This window comes from Enterobacter sp. 50793107 (genome assembly GCF_001463365.1).
In the GTDB taxonomy this organism is placed as follows: domain Bacteria; phylum Pseudomonadota; class Gammaproteobacteria; order Enterobacterales; family Enterobacteriaceae; genus Enterobacter; species Enterobacter cloacae.
Map to the genome: position 1 here is coordinate 62,325 of NZ_LNII01000161.1, position 17,047 is coordinate 79,371.

At 57.1% G+C, this 17,047-nt stretch carries 15 protein-coding genes; 13 read left to right on the forward strand and 2 right to left on the reverse strand.

Annotated features, from left to right (window positions below; genetic code table 11):
• Positions 1 to 16 precede the first annotated feature (16 nt).
• Genes nudF through parE form a run of 5 tightly spaced genes read left to right on the forward strand, consistent with a single transcriptional unit; the run spans position 17 to position 4,425 of the window.
• Entirely contained in the window at positions 17 to 649 is a 633-nt protein-coding gene (gene nudF, locus APU11_RS22635) for an ADP-ribose diphosphatase (protein WP_013098743.1), read from the forward strand.
• Entirely contained in the window at positions 646 to 1,068 is a 423-nt protein-coding gene (locus tag APU11_RS22640; protein WP_003862516.1) for a DUF1249 family protein, read from the forward strand. The genes nudF and APU11_RS22640 overlap by 4 nt, the downstream gene beginning before the upstream one ends.
• Positions 1,069 to 1,095: 27 nt before the next feature.
• Positions 1,096 to 1,923 carry a 3',5'-cyclic-AMP phosphodiesterase gene (gene cpdA, locus APU11_RS22645; protein ID WP_013098742.1) on the forward strand — a complete coding sequence of 276 codons (828 nt, stop codon included), beginning with the start codon at positions 1,096 to 1,098 and terminating at the stop codon, positions 1,921 to 1,923.
• Positions 1,923 to 2,504: an esterase YqiA gene (gene yqiA, locus APU11_RS22650; RefSeq protein ID WP_014833291.1), complete on the forward strand. Its 582-nt coding sequence runs from the start codon at positions 1,923 to 1,925 to the stop codon at positions 2,502 to 2,504. Before cpdA ends, yqiA begins: the two co-directional genes overlap by 1 nt.
• A 28-nt stretch (positions 2,505 to 2,532) precedes the next feature.
• The gene (parE, locus tag APU11_RS22655; protein WP_013098740.1) at positions 2,533 to 4,425 is read left to right on the forward strand and encodes a DNA topoisomerase IV subunit B; all 1,893 of its coding nucleotides are present in this window, start codon (positions 2,533 to 2,535) and stop codon (positions 4,423 to 4,425) included.
• 59 nt (positions 4,426 to 4,484) lie between these two features.
• On the opposite strand, the gene APU11_RS22660 is transcribed toward parE, so the two are convergent.
• Positions 4,485 to 6,626 carry a TonB-dependent siderophore receptor gene (locus APU11_RS22660; protein ID WP_058651361.1) on the reverse strand — a complete coding sequence of 714 codons (2,142 nt, stop codon included), beginning with the start codon at positions 6,624 to 6,626 and terminating at the stop codon, positions 4,485 to 4,487.
• 382 nt (positions 6,627 to 7,008) lie between these two features.
• On the opposite strand from APU11_RS22660, the gene APU11_RS22665 reads away from it, so the two are divergent.
• The 5 genes from APU11_RS22665 to APU11_RS22685 are packed head-to-tail and all read left to right on the forward strand — an operon-like array spanning position 7,009 to position 11,682.
• Positions 7,009 to 7,821, forward strand: coding sequence for an ABC transporter ATP-binding protein (locus APU11_RS22665; RefSeq protein ID WP_058651360.1), 813 nt, complete (start codon positions 7,009 to 7,011; stop codon positions 7,819 to 7,821).
• Positions 7,818 to 8,801, forward strand: a complete 984-nt coding sequence (locus APU11_RS22670) for an iron ABC transporter permease (protein ID WP_038983470.1) — start codon at positions 7,818 to 7,820, stop codon at positions 8,799 to 8,801. The genes APU11_RS22665 and APU11_RS22670 overlap by 4 nt, the downstream gene beginning before the upstream one ends.
• A complete protein-coding gene (locus tag APU11_RS22675; RefSeq protein ID WP_045902682.1) occupies positions 8,798 to 9,838 on the forward strand; it encodes an iron ABC transporter permease in 1,041 nt (346 codons plus the stop codon). The genes APU11_RS22670 and APU11_RS22675 overlap by 4 nt, the downstream gene beginning before the upstream one ends.
• A 9-nt stretch (positions 9,839 to 9,847) precedes the next feature.
• A complete protein-coding gene (locus APU11_RS22680) occupies positions 9,848 to 10,798 on the forward strand; it encodes an iron-siderophore ABC transporter substrate-binding protein (RefSeq protein WP_057072287.1) in 951 nt (316 codons plus the stop codon).
• Positions 10,795 to 11,682: a MurR/RpiR family transcriptional regulator gene (locus APU11_RS22685; RefSeq protein WP_013098734.1), complete on the forward strand. Its 888-nt coding sequence runs from the start codon at positions 10,795 to 10,797 to the stop codon at positions 11,680 to 11,682. The genes APU11_RS22680 and APU11_RS22685 overlap by 4 nt, the downstream gene beginning before the upstream one ends.
• 23 nt (positions 11,683 to 11,705) lie before the next feature.
• On the opposite strand, the gene APU11_RS22690 is transcribed toward APU11_RS22685, so the two are convergent.
• Positions 11,706 to 12,545, reverse strand: coding sequence for an AraC family transcriptional regulator (locus APU11_RS22690; RefSeq protein WP_058678713.1), 840 nt, complete (start codon positions 12,543 to 12,545; stop codon positions 11,706 to 11,708).
• Between the two features lie 166 nt (positions 12,546 to 12,711).
• Here APU11_RS22690 and APU11_RS22695 point away from each other — a divergent pair, with 166 nt between their 5' ends.
• From APU11_RS22695 to APU11_RS22705, 3 genes are read left to right on the forward strand one after another with little or no spacing between them, the layout of a single operon-like run.
• Complete coding sequence (locus APU11_RS22695) at positions 12,712 to 14,514, forward strand: DUF2264 domain-containing protein (RefSeq protein WP_058651358.1); 1,803 nt, start codon at positions 12,712 to 12,714, stop codon at positions 14,512 to 14,514.
• A gap of 32 nt (positions 14,515 to 14,546) precedes the next feature.
• Complete coding sequence (locus APU11_RS22700) at positions 14,547 to 15,812, forward strand: oligosaccharide MFS transporter (RefSeq protein WP_013098731.1); 1,266 nt, start codon at positions 14,547 to 14,549, stop codon at positions 15,810 to 15,812.
• Between the two features lie 17 nt (positions 15,813 to 15,829).
• Positions 15,830 to 17,017 (forward strand): glycoside hydrolase family 88 protein, encoded by a 1,188-nt coding sequence (locus APU11_RS22705; RefSeq protein WP_058651357.1) that lies wholly within the window; start codon positions 15,830 to 15,832, stop codon positions 17,015 to 17,017.
• The last annotated feature ends 30 nt before the right edge of the window (positions 17,018 to 17,047 follow it).

The following is a 17,047-nucleotide window of genomic DNA, read 5'->3' on the forward strand; positions in this document are numbered from 1 at the left end:
TACCAGGACTCGACTCATGCAAAAACCAGATAAGTTGCCCGTGACATTCGCCAAAAACGATGTAGAAATTATTGCACGAGAAACGCTTTATAGCGGTTTTTTTTCAATGGAACTTTACCGTTTCAGGCATCGCCTGTTTAACGGAGAGATGAGCGGCGAAATCAGGCGCGAAATTTTTGAGCGCGGGCATGCAGCAGTCTTGCTACCCTTTGACCCAGTGCGTGATGAAGTCGTACTGGTTGAGCAGATTCGCATTGCGGCGTATGACGTCAGTGAAAGCCCGTGGTTGCTGGAGATGGTCGCCGGCATGATCGAAGAGGGCGAGTCGGTTGAAGACGTTGCCCGCCGCGAGGCGCTGGAAGAGGCGGGGCTGATCGTCGGTCGCACAAAACCGGTGCTCAGCTATCTGGCCAGTCCGGGAGGGACCAGCGAGCGCTTGTCCATCATGGTGGGCGAAGTGGACGCCACGACCGCGGATGGGATCCACGGTCTGGCAGATGAAAACGAAGATATTCGGGTTCATGTGGTGAGTCGGGAGCAGGCTTACCAGTGGGTAGAAGAGGGGAAAATCGACAACGCAGCGTCTGTCATCGCCCTGCAATGGCTGCAACTGCATTATCAGACATTACGAAACGAGTGGAAAAAATGAAGCGTTATACACCTGACTTCCCAGAAATGATGCGCCTGTGCGAAACCAATTTCGCACAATTGCGCCGCCTGCTGCCGAGAAACGACGCACCCGGCGAAACGGTAAGCTATCAGGTGAGCAACGCGCAGTATCGATTAACGATAACAGAATCAACGCGCTACACTACGCTGGTGGAAATCGAACAAACGGCACCCAGCATTAGCTACTGGAGCCTGCCGTCAATGACGGTGCGGCTCTACCACGACGCGATGGTCGCTGAAGTGTGTTCAAGTCAGCAGATCTTTCGTTTTAAAGCGCGGTATGATTACCCGAATAAAAAGTTGCATCAACGCGACGAAAAGCATCAAATTAACCAGTTTTTAGCCGACTGGCTAAGATATTGTTTAGCACATGGAGCAATGGCGATTCCGGTTTGTTAGCGTCATAAACCTACCTAAGGACACCATTTGGAAAGCCTGTTGAACCTGACTGTTGCTGGTGGGGCACCAGTCAGGATATTACAAATCACCGATACTCACCTTTTTGCCGAAAAGCATGAAACGCTGCTGGGGGTGAACACCTGGGAGAGTTATCAGGCTGTACTTAGCGCTATTCACGCTGAAAATCGTGCCTGCGATCTGATCGTTGCAACGGGCGATCTGGCGCAGGATCAATCCTCCGCGGCCTACCAGCATTTTGCTGAAGGCATCGCGAGCTTTAGCGTGCCGTGCGTCTGGCTTCCGGGCAACCACGACTTTCAGCCTGCGATGTACAGCTCTCTTCAGGAGGCGGGGATCTCTCCGGCGAAGTGTGTGTTTGCCGGTGAGCAGTGGCAGATCCTGCTGCTCGACAGCCAGGTGTTTGGCGTCCCGCACGGTGAGTTAAGCGAGTTTCAGCTCGACTGGCTGGAGACCAAACTGGCCGCCGAACCGGCGCGACATACGCTGCTTTTGCTTCATCATCATCCGCTTCCGGCGGGCTGTAGCTGGCTCGATCAACACAGCCTGCGCAATTCTGCCGCCCTGGATAGCGTGCTGGCGAAATTCCCACGCGTGAAGAATCTGCTGTGCGGACACATTCATCAGGAACAGGATCTCGACTGGAATGGCCGCCGTCTGCTGGCGACGCCGTCGACCTGCGTTCAGTTTAAGCCGCACTGCGCGAACTTTACCCTGGATACCATCGCGCCGGGCTGGCGCTGGCTGGAACTGCATGCGGATGGTTCACTGACCACGGAAGTCTGCCGTCTGGCAGGCGCGCAATTCCGCCCCGATACTGCTTCAGAAGGCTATTGATGTCTACGCTCCTCTACCTGCATGGGTTCAACAGCTCGCCGCGATCTGCCAAAGCGACACAGTTACGCCAGTGGCTGAGCGAGCATCATCCGCACGTTGAGATGATTATCCCGCAGCTGCCGCCTTATCCGGCAGAGGCGGCGGAGATGCTGGAATCCATTGTTCTGGAACACGGCGGCGAATCTTTCGGCGTGGTGGGTTCCTCGCTGGGAGGGTATTACGCCACATGGCTCTCGCAATGCTTTATGCTGCCCGCCGTTGTGGTTAACCCGGCGGTTCGACCGTTTGAGCTGCTGCGGGACTTTCTTGGCGAAAACGAGAACCCCTACACCGGCCAACAATATGTGCTAGAGTCACGCCATATTTACGATCTCAAAGTTATGCAGGTCGACCCGCTTGAAGCACCGGACCTGATCTGGCTGCTGCAACAAACGGGTGATGAAGTGCTGGATTACCGCCAGGCAGTGGCGTATTACGCCTCCTGCCGCCAGACTATAGAAGAGGGCGGAAATCATGCTTTCACGGGCTTTGAAGATCATTTCACCCAGATTGTCGATTTTCTTGGACTGCACAGCCTCTGACAATCAATGCGAATTGCTAGTTTAAATCATGACGCAAACCTATAACGCTGATGCCATTGAGGTACTCACCGGGCTTGAGCCGGTTCGCCGCCGCCCGGGGATGTACACCGATACGACGCGCCCAAACCATCTGGGCCAGGAAGTTATTGATAACAGTGTCGACGAAGCGCTGGCAGGCCATGCCAAACGTGTCGACGTTATCCTGCATGCCGATCAGTCGCTGGAAGTTATCGACGATGGTCGCGGCATGCCGGTGGATATCCACCCGGAAGAGGGCGTACCGGCCGTTGAGCTGATCCTCTGCCGACTGCATGCGGGCGGTAAGTTCTCCAACAAGAACTACCAGTTCTCCGGTGGTTTGCACGGTGTGGGGATTTCCGTGGTTAACGCCCTGTCTAAGCGCGTGGAAGTGAACGTTCGCCGCGACGGCCAGGTGTATAACATCGCGTTTGAAAACGGCGAGAAAGTGCAGGATCTGCAGGTTGTCGGCACGTGCGGTAAACGCAACACCGGCACCAGCGTCCACTTTTGGCCTGACGAAAGCTTCTTCGACAGCCCACGTTTCTCCGTTTCTCGCCTGACGCACCTGCTGAAAGCCAAAGCGGTACTGTGCCCTGGCGTGGAAATCACGTTTAAAGATAACGTCAACAATACCGAGCAGAGCTGGTGCTATGCCGACGGTCTGAACGACTACCTGTGCGAAGCGGTAAACGGCCTGCCGACGCTGCCGGAAAAACCGTTCGTCGGTAATTTCACCGGTGACACCGAAGCGGTGGACTGGGCGCTGCTGTGGCTGCCGGAAGGCGGTGAGCTGTTGACCGAAAGTTACGTCAACCTGATCCCAACCATGCTCGGCGGTACGCACGTTAACGGGCTGCGTCAGGGTCTGCTGGATGCGATGCGTGAATTCTGCGAATACCGCAACATTCTGCCGCGCGGCGTGAAGCTGTCGGCGGAAGACATCTGGGATCGCTGCGCCTACGTGCTTTCCGTGAAGATGCAGGATCCGCAGTTTGCCGGGCAAACCAAAGAGCGTCTCTCCTCGCGTCAGTGCGCGGCCTTTGTTTCCGGCGTGGTCAAAGATGCCTTCACCCTGTGGCTGAACCAGAACGTTCAGGCTGCAGAGATGCTGGCGGAAATGGCGATCTCCAGCGCGCAGCGTCGTCTGCGTGCGGCGAAGAAAGTGGTACGTAAAAAACTCACCAGCGGCCCTGCGCTGCCGGGCAAACTGGCGGACTGTACCGCGCAGGATCTTAACCGTACCGAGCTGTTCCTGGTGGAAGGGGACTCGGCAGGGGGATCGGCCAAGCAGGCGCGCGACCGTGAATACCAGGCGATCATGCCGCTTAAAGGTAAGATCCTGAATACCTGGGAAGTCTCGTCCGATGAAGTGCTGGCCTCGCAGGAAGTGCATGATATCTCTGTTGCGATCGGTATCGATCCGGACAGCGAAGATCTTAGCCAGCTGCGCTACGGCAAGATCTGTATCCTTGCGGATGCGGACTCCGATGGTCTGCACATCGCCACGCTGTTGTGCGCACTGTTCGTGAAGCACTTCCGCACGCTGGTGAAAAACGGCCACGTCTACGTCGCGCTGCCGCCGCTCTACCGTATCGATCTCGGCAAAGAGGTGTACTACGCGCTGACGGAAGAAGAGAAAGCGGGTGTGCTGGAGCAGCTCAAGCGCAAGAAGGGCAAACCAAACGTTCAGCGCTTTAAAGGGCTGGGCGAGATGAACCCAATGCAGCTGCGCGAAACCACGCTGGATCCTAACACCCGTCGTCTGGTTCAACTGACCATCAGCGATGAAGATGAACAGCAAACCAACGCCATGATGGATATGCTGCTGGCCAAAAAACGCTCGGAAGACCGACGCAACTGGCTGCAGGAGAAAGGCGATATGGCGGATATTGAGGCCTGATGCCTCAGCCATAGCAATCGTAGGCCCGGTAAGCGCTAGCGCCACCGGGCTTTTTTACATCAAAACGCCATCTTCACCGTAAACTGCACTTCGCGCGGGTCGCCAATCTGGTTGCCCAGGTTGTTGGTCGCAATGGACGAGGTGTAGTAGGTTTTATCAAACAGGTTCTTCACGTTCACCTGCAGCGTCACCGGATACTGCAGCTTCATTTTGTAGGCCACAAAGGCATCGGCAACAAAGTATCCCGGTAAATAATAATCCGCACCGTTGGTCGCTGAACGACGGCTCACGCCGTGTCCACCGCCGCCAAACGTCAGGGTATTCCCGCCGATCGCGTTATGAATGTCGTAAGTCAGGAACAGGGAACCGGTATGACGCGGCACGTTTGGCAGGGGCTTACCCGCGTAGTCTGGATCTTCCAGCACTTTGGCGTCGGTGTAGCCGTAGCTGGCGATAATATTGGTATTCTCAGTCAGCGATCCGGCAAGATCCACCTCCACACCCTGCGAGCGTACGCGGCCAGCGGTTTTGGCGATGGTTTCACCCCCCATGATTTCGTTGTACAGCACGTTGCGCTTGTGAATATCAAACAGCGCGATGTTGGCGGTAATGCCATCGAACAGGTCAAATTTAGCCCCCACTTCGTAAGCATTAGACGTTTCCGGCGGCAGGTCACCAATGTAGCTAGCAATGGACGATTGCGGCATAAACGTCTGGGAATAGTTAGCAAACAGCGAGACGGATGGCGTGAGCTTGTAGACCAGCCCCAGCTTCGGCGTCCACTGTTCGTCGCGGCTGTCGGTATTCACATTGAACGGGCGGCCCTTGCCCGCATACTGGGTGTAATACTGGTAACGCAGCCCGGCAACGGCAATCCACTTATCGGTGAGATACAGGGCGTCCTGCGCGTAGGCGGAGTAGCTTTCCTGTTTGAGCGTCTGGTCGCTATCAGCGGCGGAGACGGTGGTGCATTTGCTGAGATTGCCGTAGGTCGGATGGTAGATATTGAAATCTTTAACGTTCTTACAGCGCATCATGTCCGTACGCAGCAGATCGTAATTCTCATACGACACACCGGTCAGGATCTCATTGTAAAAGCCCGCGATATCTACGTTCCCCTGCAGATCCGCACGCGTACTGTGCATACGCTGAGTCGAGCCCTGGGTGGCATCCACGCGGCGGGTCAGGTTACCCGTTTTGGCGTCATAGGCCATCACGCGCGCCTGGTTATCACTGTATTTATCCTGGCTAAAGCTGTAGTCAAACTTTGCGGTCCACTGGCTGTTAAGACGGTATTCGGCGTTCAGCTGCGCCAGATCGGACTGCCCGTCGGTAACGTTAAACGGCTCGTCAAAGCGGGTTTTACGATCTACGTTTACCGGCTGTTTGGTGTTGAGATCGAAAATGGTTCCACGATCGAACGGCGTCTTATAGTCGCGATGTGAATAGAGCACGGTCACGGTGGCATCATCACCAAACCAGGTCAACGACGGGGCGATAAAGGTGCTGCGCTCGTTGCCAAAATTACGCCAGTAATCTTCATCCTGATACTCGCCCGTCAGGCGATACGCCAGCCGCGTGCCGTCAATCGGGCCGGTGACATCAATCTGCCCGGTGCCGCCGCCAAAGCTTGAGGAGGTAGCGGAAATTGAGCCGCCGAAGCGGGTTTCCGGGCGTTTGGTAACCACGTTGATCAGGCCGCCAGGATCGAGAATGCCATACAGCGTCGAGGCCGGCCCTTTCAGCACCTCCACGCGCTCGGTCGCGGCATTAAAGCTGCGCGGCAGCACCGTGCGCAGACCGTTGGTCATTATTGACCCGTCGCGGTTCGCGCCAAATCCCCGGCGCACAAACGCATCCTGCGTACCGCCCAGGGTGTTGGTCTGCACCACGTTGCTGACGTTATAAAGGGCTTCATCAAGCGAAGTAGCGTGCTGATCTTCCAGCACTTTATCACTGACGGTATTCACCACCTGCGGAATATCCAGCATCGGCATGTTGGTTAGCGTGGCGGTGGAGGTGTTAAGCGGCTGATAGCCGTTTGTGGCCTCAGCCACGGCATGGGGATCGGCGGTGACGGTCAGCGTTTCGCCGTCGTTAGCCGTTGCGGTGTCGGCCGCCTGCACCAGCGGTGCCATAAACAGCAGTGAAAAGAGCGCGCGCCCTTTTACCCCAGAGAGAGAAGGTGTGAACGTAGCCATTACATCTGTTTTCCCAAAAGATCCCGCGCATGAAGGGCGCGGAAGAATGTATGAGTCATTGCCCTTAATTGTCTGCTCGTTAGCCATGTGGCATCGAACATGTAATTGAGAATCATTCAATCATGCGGCAATGTAGTAGTAAATGGAAAAAAGCAAAAATCGGCTACAGCCTGAAACCTCCCGTCCTGATATAAGTAGATTCCATATAATTCATTGAAAACGCTTAAATAAAAAATAACACCGCCGCTGTAGTACCTGTTATTTAACCCTGGCTTTATCAGGGTGTTTATCCCCTTGACTACTACATGGCGCAGCGGCAAACTTTCAAAAGAGAATGAGTTTTATTTTTATTTGTTCGATTTTTTATTAAGTTGGCATTCACGTGGCGCACAACACCCATAAACCGGGGCTGGTTCTGGAGAACCTCTCCGCGGGCTATCAGAAAAAAATCATCGTCGATGATATCTCCCTTGCGATCCCCCGGCAGAAAATGACCGTGCTGGTGGGGGCGAACGGCTGTGGAAAATCCACGCTACTGAGCACTATCGCGCGTCTGCTGCAACCGCTTGGCGGGGCAGCGCTGCTTGATGGCAAAGCCATTCACGAGCAACCAACCAGAGCGGTAGCCCGCCAGCTGGGGATCCTGCCGCAATCTCCGCTGCTGCCGGAAGGGCTGACCGTGTTTGAGCTGGTATCACGCGGCCGTTTTCCCTGGCAAAATTTTATGCGCCAGTGGAGCGATGAAGACGAGCAGGCCGTTGAAGAGGCTCTGCACCTGACCGGTACGGCAGAGTTTGCACATCAGCCCGTCGAAAGCCTCTCCGGCGGCCAGCGCCAGCGCTGCTGGATCGCAATGGCCCTGGCGCAGCAAACGCCCTATATCCTGCTGGATGAACCGACAACCTTTCTCGATCTCCGCTATCAGGTGGAGATCCTCGAGCTGCTGCATACCCTGACCCGCCAGCATGGTCGTACGGTGGTGGTGGTGCTCCACGATCTCAACTTCGCCGTCAACTATGGCGATTCCCTGGTCTTTTTACGCCAGGGCAAAGTCGAGGGGGTATTGCATGAAGGCGACGTCTGCACGCCGGAACTCATCAAAGCGGTGTTTGATGTCGATGTCCATATGTCGGTTAATCCCCTGACCGATAAGCCGTTCTTTATGCCATTCCGCCAGGCGGCGGAAAAATCATGATGCGAACGTCACTGGCTTTCCTGCTGTTTGCCTTGCTGTTGGTGATGGGCGCGATTGCCCATCTGGGTATCGGTGCGCGTGTCATTGCTCCCCAGACGGTGGTGCAGGCCTTGCTTCATTTCGACCCGCGCAATTTCGATCACAACGTGATTGTCAGATTACGCCTGATACGGCTGGCTGCCGCCATGGTCACCGGGGCGGCGCTGGGCGTGGCGGGCGTGTTGCTACAGTCGGTGATCCGTAACCCGCTGGGCGAGCCGCATATTCTCGGGCTTAACGCGGGGGCGGCGCTGGCCGTGGTGCTGACCAGCGCGCTTGGGTTTACCTTGCCATTTGGCCGCCCGCTGATTGCCGCTGTCGGTGCCGCCGCGCTGTTTATGCTGGTGCTGACGTTCTCCTCTTCAGGGCGAACCGGCCTCACGCCAATGAAAATTACCTTATGCGGCGTGGCGATGTCGGCGTTTGCGTCGTCGATTACCGCCACGGTGCTGATTCTGGATGAACAGACGCTGCTTGCCATGCGCACCTGGCTGGCGGGAGATCTTGCCGGGCTTAACGCGGAGATCGTTCGCAGCGCATCCTGGGTTGCCGCTGTGGGGGTCGCTCTGGCGCTCTGGCTGTCGCCATCGCTCAATATGCTGGCCCTGGGCGACCGGATGGCGCAGGGGCTGGGCGTGTCGCTGCTCAAAACTCGCCTTTTGGCTCTGCTGGCGATTGCGCTGCTTTGCGGCGCAGCCGTCTCCATTGCTGGGCCGATTGGTTTTATTGGCCTGGTCGTGCCGCAGCTTATCCGCCGTCTGGTGTCGGTGGACTTACGCGTGATGGTGCCGCTTTCTGCCCTGTGCGGGGCACTGGTGTTACTGCTGGCGGATATCGCGGCCCGTACGCTGTTTACGCCGTATGAGCTGGCGACCGGGATCATGACCGCGCTGGTGGGTGCTCCTCTCTTTATCCTGATGGCATCAAGGATGTTCAAATGAGCCGGGCCGGATTGCGTGCATGGCGTGTCGGGCCGTTTTCCGGGCAGGTACGCCCGGCGGCAGTGGCGCGCGTTACGCTTATCGCTCTAATGGGCATTCTCCTGCTGGGGTTTGGCCTGACGCACGGTTCGCTTCCCATTCCCACTTCCGCCATCGGGCGCGCGCTGTTCTCCGGAGAACCCCTGGAGGCCGATGCGCGCTATATCGTGATGGATATCCGCCTGCCACGGCTGCTGATGGCCATTTTAAGCGGCGCGATGCTGGGCATGGCGGGGGCGGCGATGCAGTCCATCACCCGCAACGGCCTGGCCGATCCGGGGCTTATTGGCGTGAAAGAAGGCTGCAGCGCGGCAGTGCTGCTGCTGATTTTTCAGTTCCCTGTGCTGGGGCTGGCCTGGCGTCCGCTGGTCGGGATGGCCGGCGGTCTCATTACCGCGTTGCTGGTGGTGGCGCTGGCCCGCGATATCTCGCGTCCGCGTTTTATTCTGATTGGGATTGGCGTGTCATGGGCTTTCTCTGCGGCAATGGGGATCTTTATGACCACCGCCGACGTGCGCGATGTGCAGACGGCGATGCTGTGGCTGGCGGGGAGCCTGCACGCGGCAAACTGGACGCTGGTCGGTATCGCCGCAGCCTGGGCGGCCCCGGCGTTTGCGCTACTGCTCTTTACCGCCCGCGCGGCTGACGTGGCATTGCTGGGTAACCACGCCGCAACGGGGCTCGGGGTTCGCACCGCACGATTAGCGCTACTGCGCGTTCTCGCGCCGGTGGTGTTAACGGCGGCCTGTGTCTCCTGCGTGGGGAGTATTGGTTTTGTGGGGCTTATTGCGCCGCATATGGCGCGTCTGGTGATGCGCGGTGGGCAAACCGCGTTGTTGATGGGCAGTGCCGTGCTGGGGGCGCTGCTGGTGCTGCTGGCGGATACCGTCGGGCGGCTGGCATTCCTGCCGTTGCAGTTACCGGCGGGGATTGTGATTTCACTGATTGGCGGACCGTTTTTCCTGCTGCTGCTCTGGCAGCGTCGGGACAGATTTTAGAGGACTATGATGCGCGTACTTGTTTCGATGCTGTTGCTGATAGGGTTTGCGGTGGGTGCGGCAGAGCCGACGCAGACGTTCACTGACGATCTCGGGCGTAAGGTGGAGGTGCCGCTTCACCCGAAGCGGATCGTCTCGCTGCACGACCTGGATATCACCATTCCACTGATTGAGCTTGGCGTACCGCCCGTCGCCAGCCATGGCCGCACGCGCCCGGACGGCAGCCATTTTCTGCGCGCCAGCGGCATGCTGACGGGGGTGGATTTCGATAATTCCGCCATCAAATTCATCGGCACGGCGGATATCGACATTGAAGCCATTGCTGCCGCCAAACCCGATCTGATCATCACTGAGCCGACCCGCAACACGCCGGTGGAACAGCTGGAGAAGATTGCCCCGACGGTGAGTATCGACCATCTCGACGGCGGTGCACCGGAGATCTACCGCAAGCTGGCGCAGCTCACCGGTACGCAGGCGCGGCTGAAAATCCTGGAGCGCCGCTATCAGGAGCAAATCAAGGCGCTGAAGGCGACCATCGATACGCGCAAAATCACCGTGTCGGTGATTCAGGCTAACCAGGGAAAAATCAATGCCATGCACAGCTACCACTCTTTAGGCCGCGTGCTGCGTGACGCCGGATTTACCTTCCCGCCGCTGATTGAGAGTATCCCGGAAGGGGGACGGATTGACGTCAGCGCCGAACGTCTGCCGGAGCTGGACGCCGATTTTGTCTTTGCCACCTGGCGCGGCGACACCGGGGGTAAACCGCAGGACGAGCTGGCGGCGATGGAGGCGGTGATGCCGGGCTGGTGCCAGTTCCTGAACGCCTGTCGGACCGGCCACTACGTGCTGATTTCACGCGAAGAGGCCATTTCGAACTCCTTCGCCTCTTTAGGGCTGATGGCCGCGCAGGTACAGTCGCAGATTGCCGGGCGGCCATTGCCGGAGGTATCACCGTGATCCGTAAAGAGAAAGGGCGTGTGGATGTTTACGGGGAGCGCTTTCGCGCTCGTGCACATCATCTGACGCCGCGTCTGCTGCAGGTGGCGCGCTACATCAACGAGAACCGGGAAGCGGTAATGGAGCAGACGGCAATGGAAATCGCCACGCTGCTAAAAACCTCGGACGCCACCGTGGTCCGCGCGATCCAGGCGCTGGGTTTTGCCGGGCTGCGCGATCTGAAGCAGACGCTGGAGCAGTGGTTTGGTCCGGTGGTGACATCCAGCGAAAAGATCTCCTCGACGGTTAACACGCTCACCAGCGACGTTAACGCGAGCATCGATTTTGTGCTGGAAGGGCATCAGCACACCTGTGAGGTCTTGTCACAACCGCACAACCGCTATGCGATGGCGCAGGCGGTGTCGCTGCTGGCGCAGGCCAGGCAGGTGGCGATCTTCGGCATTGGTGCCTCCGGCATTCTGGCCGAGTACACCGCCAGATTATTCAGCCGGATGGGGCTCCCCGCCATGCCGCTCAACCGCACCGGGATAGGCCTTGCCGAACAGTTGATTGCGCTCCAGCGCGGCGATGTGCTGGTGATGATGGCGCAAAAATCTGCACACCGGGAAGGACAAACCACGTTGCGGGAAGCCAAACGTCTGGGGATCCCGACGATTTTGCTGACCAACGCTCTGGACTCACGTTTCAGCAAAGAGGCCAGCGTGGTGATCCATGTGCCGCGCGGCGGAGAAAAGGGCAAAATCCCGCTGCACGGTACGGTGCTGCTGTGCCTGGAGATGATTATTTTGTCCGTCGCCTCCACCGAGCCGCAGCGCACCATCAAATCCATGAAGCGCATCAACGAGTTTCATCGTGGGTTAAAGCCGGGGAAGAAGAGCGGTTAAAGCATGCCGGGCGCTCACGCCGTTCATCGGTCAGCATGGTTCTTCCGGTACTGCAACGGCGTCTCGCCAATTCCCTTCTTAAACGCGCTGATAAACCACGTCACGTCGGAAAATCCCACCTGGGTGGCAATCTCGCGTACGCTCGCCTCGCTGTGCAGCAGGCGCTCGCAGGCCTTGCGCAGCCTTAGCGTATTCAGATAGTTGTGGATCTTCTCGCCTGTTTCCGCATGGAATTTTCGCGATACGTAGCTGCGGGATTTCCCCAGCGTTTCTGCCAGGGCGTCCAGGCGAAATTTCTCCTGGTAATGTTCGTCCAGCCAGAACATCACCTGGCTGGCGAGCCCAAGGCTACTGCCCGGCGCACGGGCATTATCGTCCGGGAGCATGGCGAATAAACCAATCAACAGCGCGGCTATTCCCTCGCGGGTTAAAGGCGACGGGTAACAGCCGAGCAGATGATCGACATGGTGATGACAGTGCGCCAGATCGGCAACCCACGCTCCGGCGCCGCGGGCAGAAAGTTTCTGCAGCCGCTGCTGCGTGTGGGGAAAATCGCGCAGGGCTGTGAGCACCGCGTGAGGGTCGAGATGAATAATGGTACGTCGGTAAATCGCTTCTGCCTGCTCATCCACCCTCACTTTATGCAGGGTAAACGGCGGAAAGAAAAACAGCCGCCCGGGGCGCATGGTGTAGTGACGGTTATCGACAATGGCGACGCCAAATCCTTCTTCCACATACAGAATCTCCAGACACTGATGCCAGTGATGGTAACGCACGGTATTGGCAAACAGACGGCTGAATGACACGACGGTGTCATTTAAGGTGATCAGTTCCAGCCGGTCGGAGGTGGGCGTGTCGCGCATAGTGCAATAAAACTCAATTTTCTGCCGTTATATTCTCGTTATAAACCACCTTTTTAAATTTTCTCAACTGGAGGTTTATTTAGCCTTCACGGCTGTGACGTGGCTAACATTTATCCCCCTTGCGGATTCACTATCCTTCGTCGCAGTTGATGACGAGGGCGAGCGTATGTCTAAAAAATCAAATCCATTGTCTTCGCGCCAGGAGGTGGTGGCGTCGTTACATGACCTGCTGGGCGCGCTGGATAAGTCCTTTCCGCAGGATTGTTCCCGGTTCTCGCTGGGAGAAACCTGTGCGCATTACCCCACGGAGATTGCGCAGATGGAAGGGCTATCCCGTGCGCTGTGGGGGCTGTTTCCGCTGATGGCGGGCGGCGGGGGCGAGCCGTTTAGTGAGAAGTACCTGACCGCCATTAAGCTCGGCACCGATCCGCAGAGCCCGGGCTATTGGGGGGAAACCGGCCCGTACGACCAGCGTCTGGTGGAGATGGCGGCTTACGGCCTGGGGCTGGCGCTGCTGGGGGATAAGCTCACCTGCCGCTTCAGTGAACGTGAGGTAATGAACCTGCACGCGTGGCTCAACCAGATCACCGATGCGCAGATGCCGGACAGCAACTGGAACTACTTCGCGATTATGGTGCAGCTTGGTTTCAAATGTGCCGGGCTGCCGTATGATCCGTACGCCATCGACCGTCGGTTTGCGATGATGGAGGCGTATTATCTGGGTGACGGCTGGTATTCTGACGGTCCGGGCCGCCCGAAGGATTACTACATCTCAATGGCGTTCCACTTCTACGGCCTGATTTATGCCACCCTCAGCGGTGATGAAAAAAGGGCGGAGGTGTTACGTGAGCGTGCCCGTCAGTTTGCCGAAGATTTTATTTACTGGTCTGCCGCCGACGGCGCGTCGGTACCGTTTGGCCGGAGCCTTACCTATCGCTTCGCGATGGTCGCTTTCTGGAGCGCCGTGGCCTTTTCCGGGCTGAATGTCTTCTCGCCGGGCATCGTGAAGGGCATTGTGCTGCGCCATCTTCGCTGGTGGCAGCGGCAGCCGATGACCGATCGCGACGGTATTTTGACCCTCGGTTTTACTTATCCCAACCTGGTGATGTGCGAGGATTATAACGCCCCCGGCTCACCGTACTGGGCGCTGAAAACGTACCTGATTCTGGCCTTGCCGGAGTCACACCCGTTCTGGCAGGCAGAAGAGCAGCCGCTCCCCTCGCTGGCGGAAAAACGTGTGATCCACCCAGCGCAGCACATCCTGATGCATGCGGATAACTCACAGCACGTCACGATGCTCACTGCCGGTCAGCTTGAGCTGAATAACTACGTCAACACCGAAGCCAAATACACCAAATTTGCGTACTCAAGCCGCTTTGGCTTCACCCTCGAACGGGGGCGCTTTGGCCTGAAACATGCCGCCTGCGACTCGATGTTACTGCTGGCGGAGGGGGATAACTACTTCCGCGGGCGTCGTGAATGCGCGGAGGTGCGGGTGGATGAGAACTACCTCTATTCACGCTGGTCACCCTGGCATGATGTCCATGTCGAAACCTGGCAAATTCCCTTTGGCGAGTGGCACGTGCGTCTGCACCGCATTAACAGCGCTCGCACCCTTCAGGCAGTGGAGGGCGGTTTTGCGGTGATGAAAACCGAACACCACATTCATGAGCGTGGCTGTTACCTGACGGCCAGCAACGGCAGCAGCGTGATTGTCGATCTCTCCCCGGCCATTGCCCGGGAGCCAGACAGCATCGTCACGCCGCCGAACAGCAACATTATGTTCCCGGAATGCGCATCCATTCCGCTGTTAAAAACCGATCTCCCTCAGGGAGAGAGCTGGCTCTGTTGCGCCGTCGTGGCCAGCGAGAAACCCCCCGCGGCATTGGCACCTGAACTGAAGATGACCCCTGACCAGGTCGCGATCCGCGAACCCGGAGGCGAACGTAAGCTGTCGTTCACATTATAAAAAATCTGACCCTACACGTCGGCGAGGATGATATGAAAAGTGCATCTACAACGAATAGAACAGAATATTACAAAATCAGCAGCTTTATATTTCTCTATTTCTTTACCTGGTCCGCCAGTATTGGGCTATTAGCCATCTGGCTCGGCCAAAAGGCGAATCTCAGCGGCTCGGTAATTGGCACTGTCTTTGCGGTCAACGGTATCTTCTCAGTCATTCTTAAACCGATCTACGGCTATATTCTCGATAAGATCGGCATGAGTAAATACCTGCTCTATTTTGTGGTTGCCATGTCCGCACTGATGGCGCCGTTCTTTATTTATGTTTACCAGCCGCTGCTGATGTCCAATACCCTGGTGGGGATCATCATTGGCGCGCTCTATTTAAGTTTTGCCTGGTACGCGGGCGTGGCGGCGTGTGAATCCTATTCTGACCGATTTAGCCGTTTAAACGGTATGGAGTTCGGGCAAATTCGCATGTGGGGATCGCTTGGCTGGGCCGTGGCGTCCTCGTTCTCCGGTCTGCTGTTTAATCTCTCTCCGGCGTATAACTTTATTCTGGGCAGCGTCGCATCCATCATCATGCTGATCGTCCTTGTGAGCCTGAAAGTGAACACTAACTCCGCTCACGCCAGCGAGGTGCTGACCAAAGAGAAAATCGCCCCTGCGGATGTCTATGCCCTGCTGCGTAACCGCAAGTTCTGGGCGTTCTGCCTGTATGTGGCGGGCGTGGCGTGGATGATGTTTATTGCCGAGCAGCAGTTCTCACGCTATTTCGTCACGTTCTTTGATGATATTCACCAGGGTAACGCGGTGTTCGGTTATCTGGGAACCGTACAGTCGGGTATGGAATTTGTGATGTATATGGTGATCCCGCTGTTGGTGAATAGTATTGGTGCCAAGCGTGGACTGTTAATTGTCGGGCTGGTGGTCGGTGCACGACTGATTATTTCCGGCCTGTGCGATTCCCATCTGTTAATTTCCGTACTGAAACCGCTGTATGGCCTGGAAATATGTCTGCTGCTGGTATCGGTCTTTAAATATATTGCTGAGCATTTCGATAAACGCGTTAACGCCACCATGTATCTGCTGGGCTATCAGGCCATGCTCTACGTGGGCAACGTGGTTGTCTCTTCGCCTGCCGGCTATCTGTATGACCGCATCGGCTTTGAGCACACCTATATCATTATGGGAGCCACGGCGCTGACCTTTACGTTTATCTCTGCCTTTACGTTATCCGCCTGCCAGAGCAAATGGCGCGGTACCCGCTCGCTGAACGCAGCAGAACCCTCATCCCGGTAATTTAAAGGACCCGAAACATGTTAAGTCGTATCAAAGAGGAACACCTGCAGGCTATTCCTGTCCCCGTTGAATCGCGGACATTACGTGATGAACTCAGCTCTGCCCGCAGCCACGTGCTTGAGCTGATTAGCCGTCATTTGGTGGCGTTTGGTGACCGATTCCCGGCAGAAACCTGCCAGAACGGGGTTTATCCGCTGACGGAGAACGTGGAGTGGACCACCAGCTTCTGGACCGGTCAGCTATGGCTGGCGTGGGAGATGAGCGGTGAGACAACGTTCCGCGAGATGGCTGAAAAACACGTGCGCTCGTTTGGCCTGCGCATTGCCGGGCGTAATGATACCAACACTCATGATTTGGGGTTCCTGTATACGCTCTCCTGCGTGGCGGCCTGGCGACTGACCGGCAACCGCGAGGCGCGCGGGTTCGCCCTGCTGGCGGCTGAAGCCCTGCTGGAGCGCTTTCACCCGAAGGCGAAGATTATTCAGGCCTGGGGCGATCTGTCAGACCCGGAGCAGGCCGGGCGGATGATTATCGACTGCAACATGAATCTGCCGCTGCTCTACTGGGCGACGGAACAAACCGGCGACGCGCGCTTTGCTGACGCCGCAAAAGCCCACGTGATGCAGGCCGCTACGTACCTGATTCGTGAAGATGCCTCGACGTTCCACACCTACTACATGGATGTGGTTACCGGCGCGCCTCGTTACGGCAACACGCAGCAAGGATACGCGGACGACTCCTGCTGGTCCCGCGGGCAGGCGTGGGGGATCTACGGTTTTATGCTGAGCTATCTCTATACCGGCGATAAGACGATGATTGTGCTGTCAAAACGCCTGGCAAACTACTTTCTTAATCGTCTGCCGGAGGATTATGTCTGCCACTGGGATCTGGCGCTGCTGGGGACAGATGCACTGCGGGATTCCTCCTCGGCGGCCATTGCCGTCTGCGGGCTGCTGGAGCTGGTAAAACAGTTGCCGGTCACGGATCCGGATCGTGAACGTTATCTGGGCTGGGCTAAAGGGATTATGTCGTCACTGACAAAGCACTATCTGATGGGCAAAGACGAGAAGGGGAGCGGGCTGCTTAAGCACGCTGTCTATCACCTGGCGAGCAACAAAGGCGTGGATGAGTGTGCGAGCTGGGGCGATTACTTCTACGTTGAGGCGCTGGTGCGGTTCACCCAGAGCTGGAAGCCGTACTGGTAAAAGGTCGGGGGCGCGCCCCCGACGTGTGGG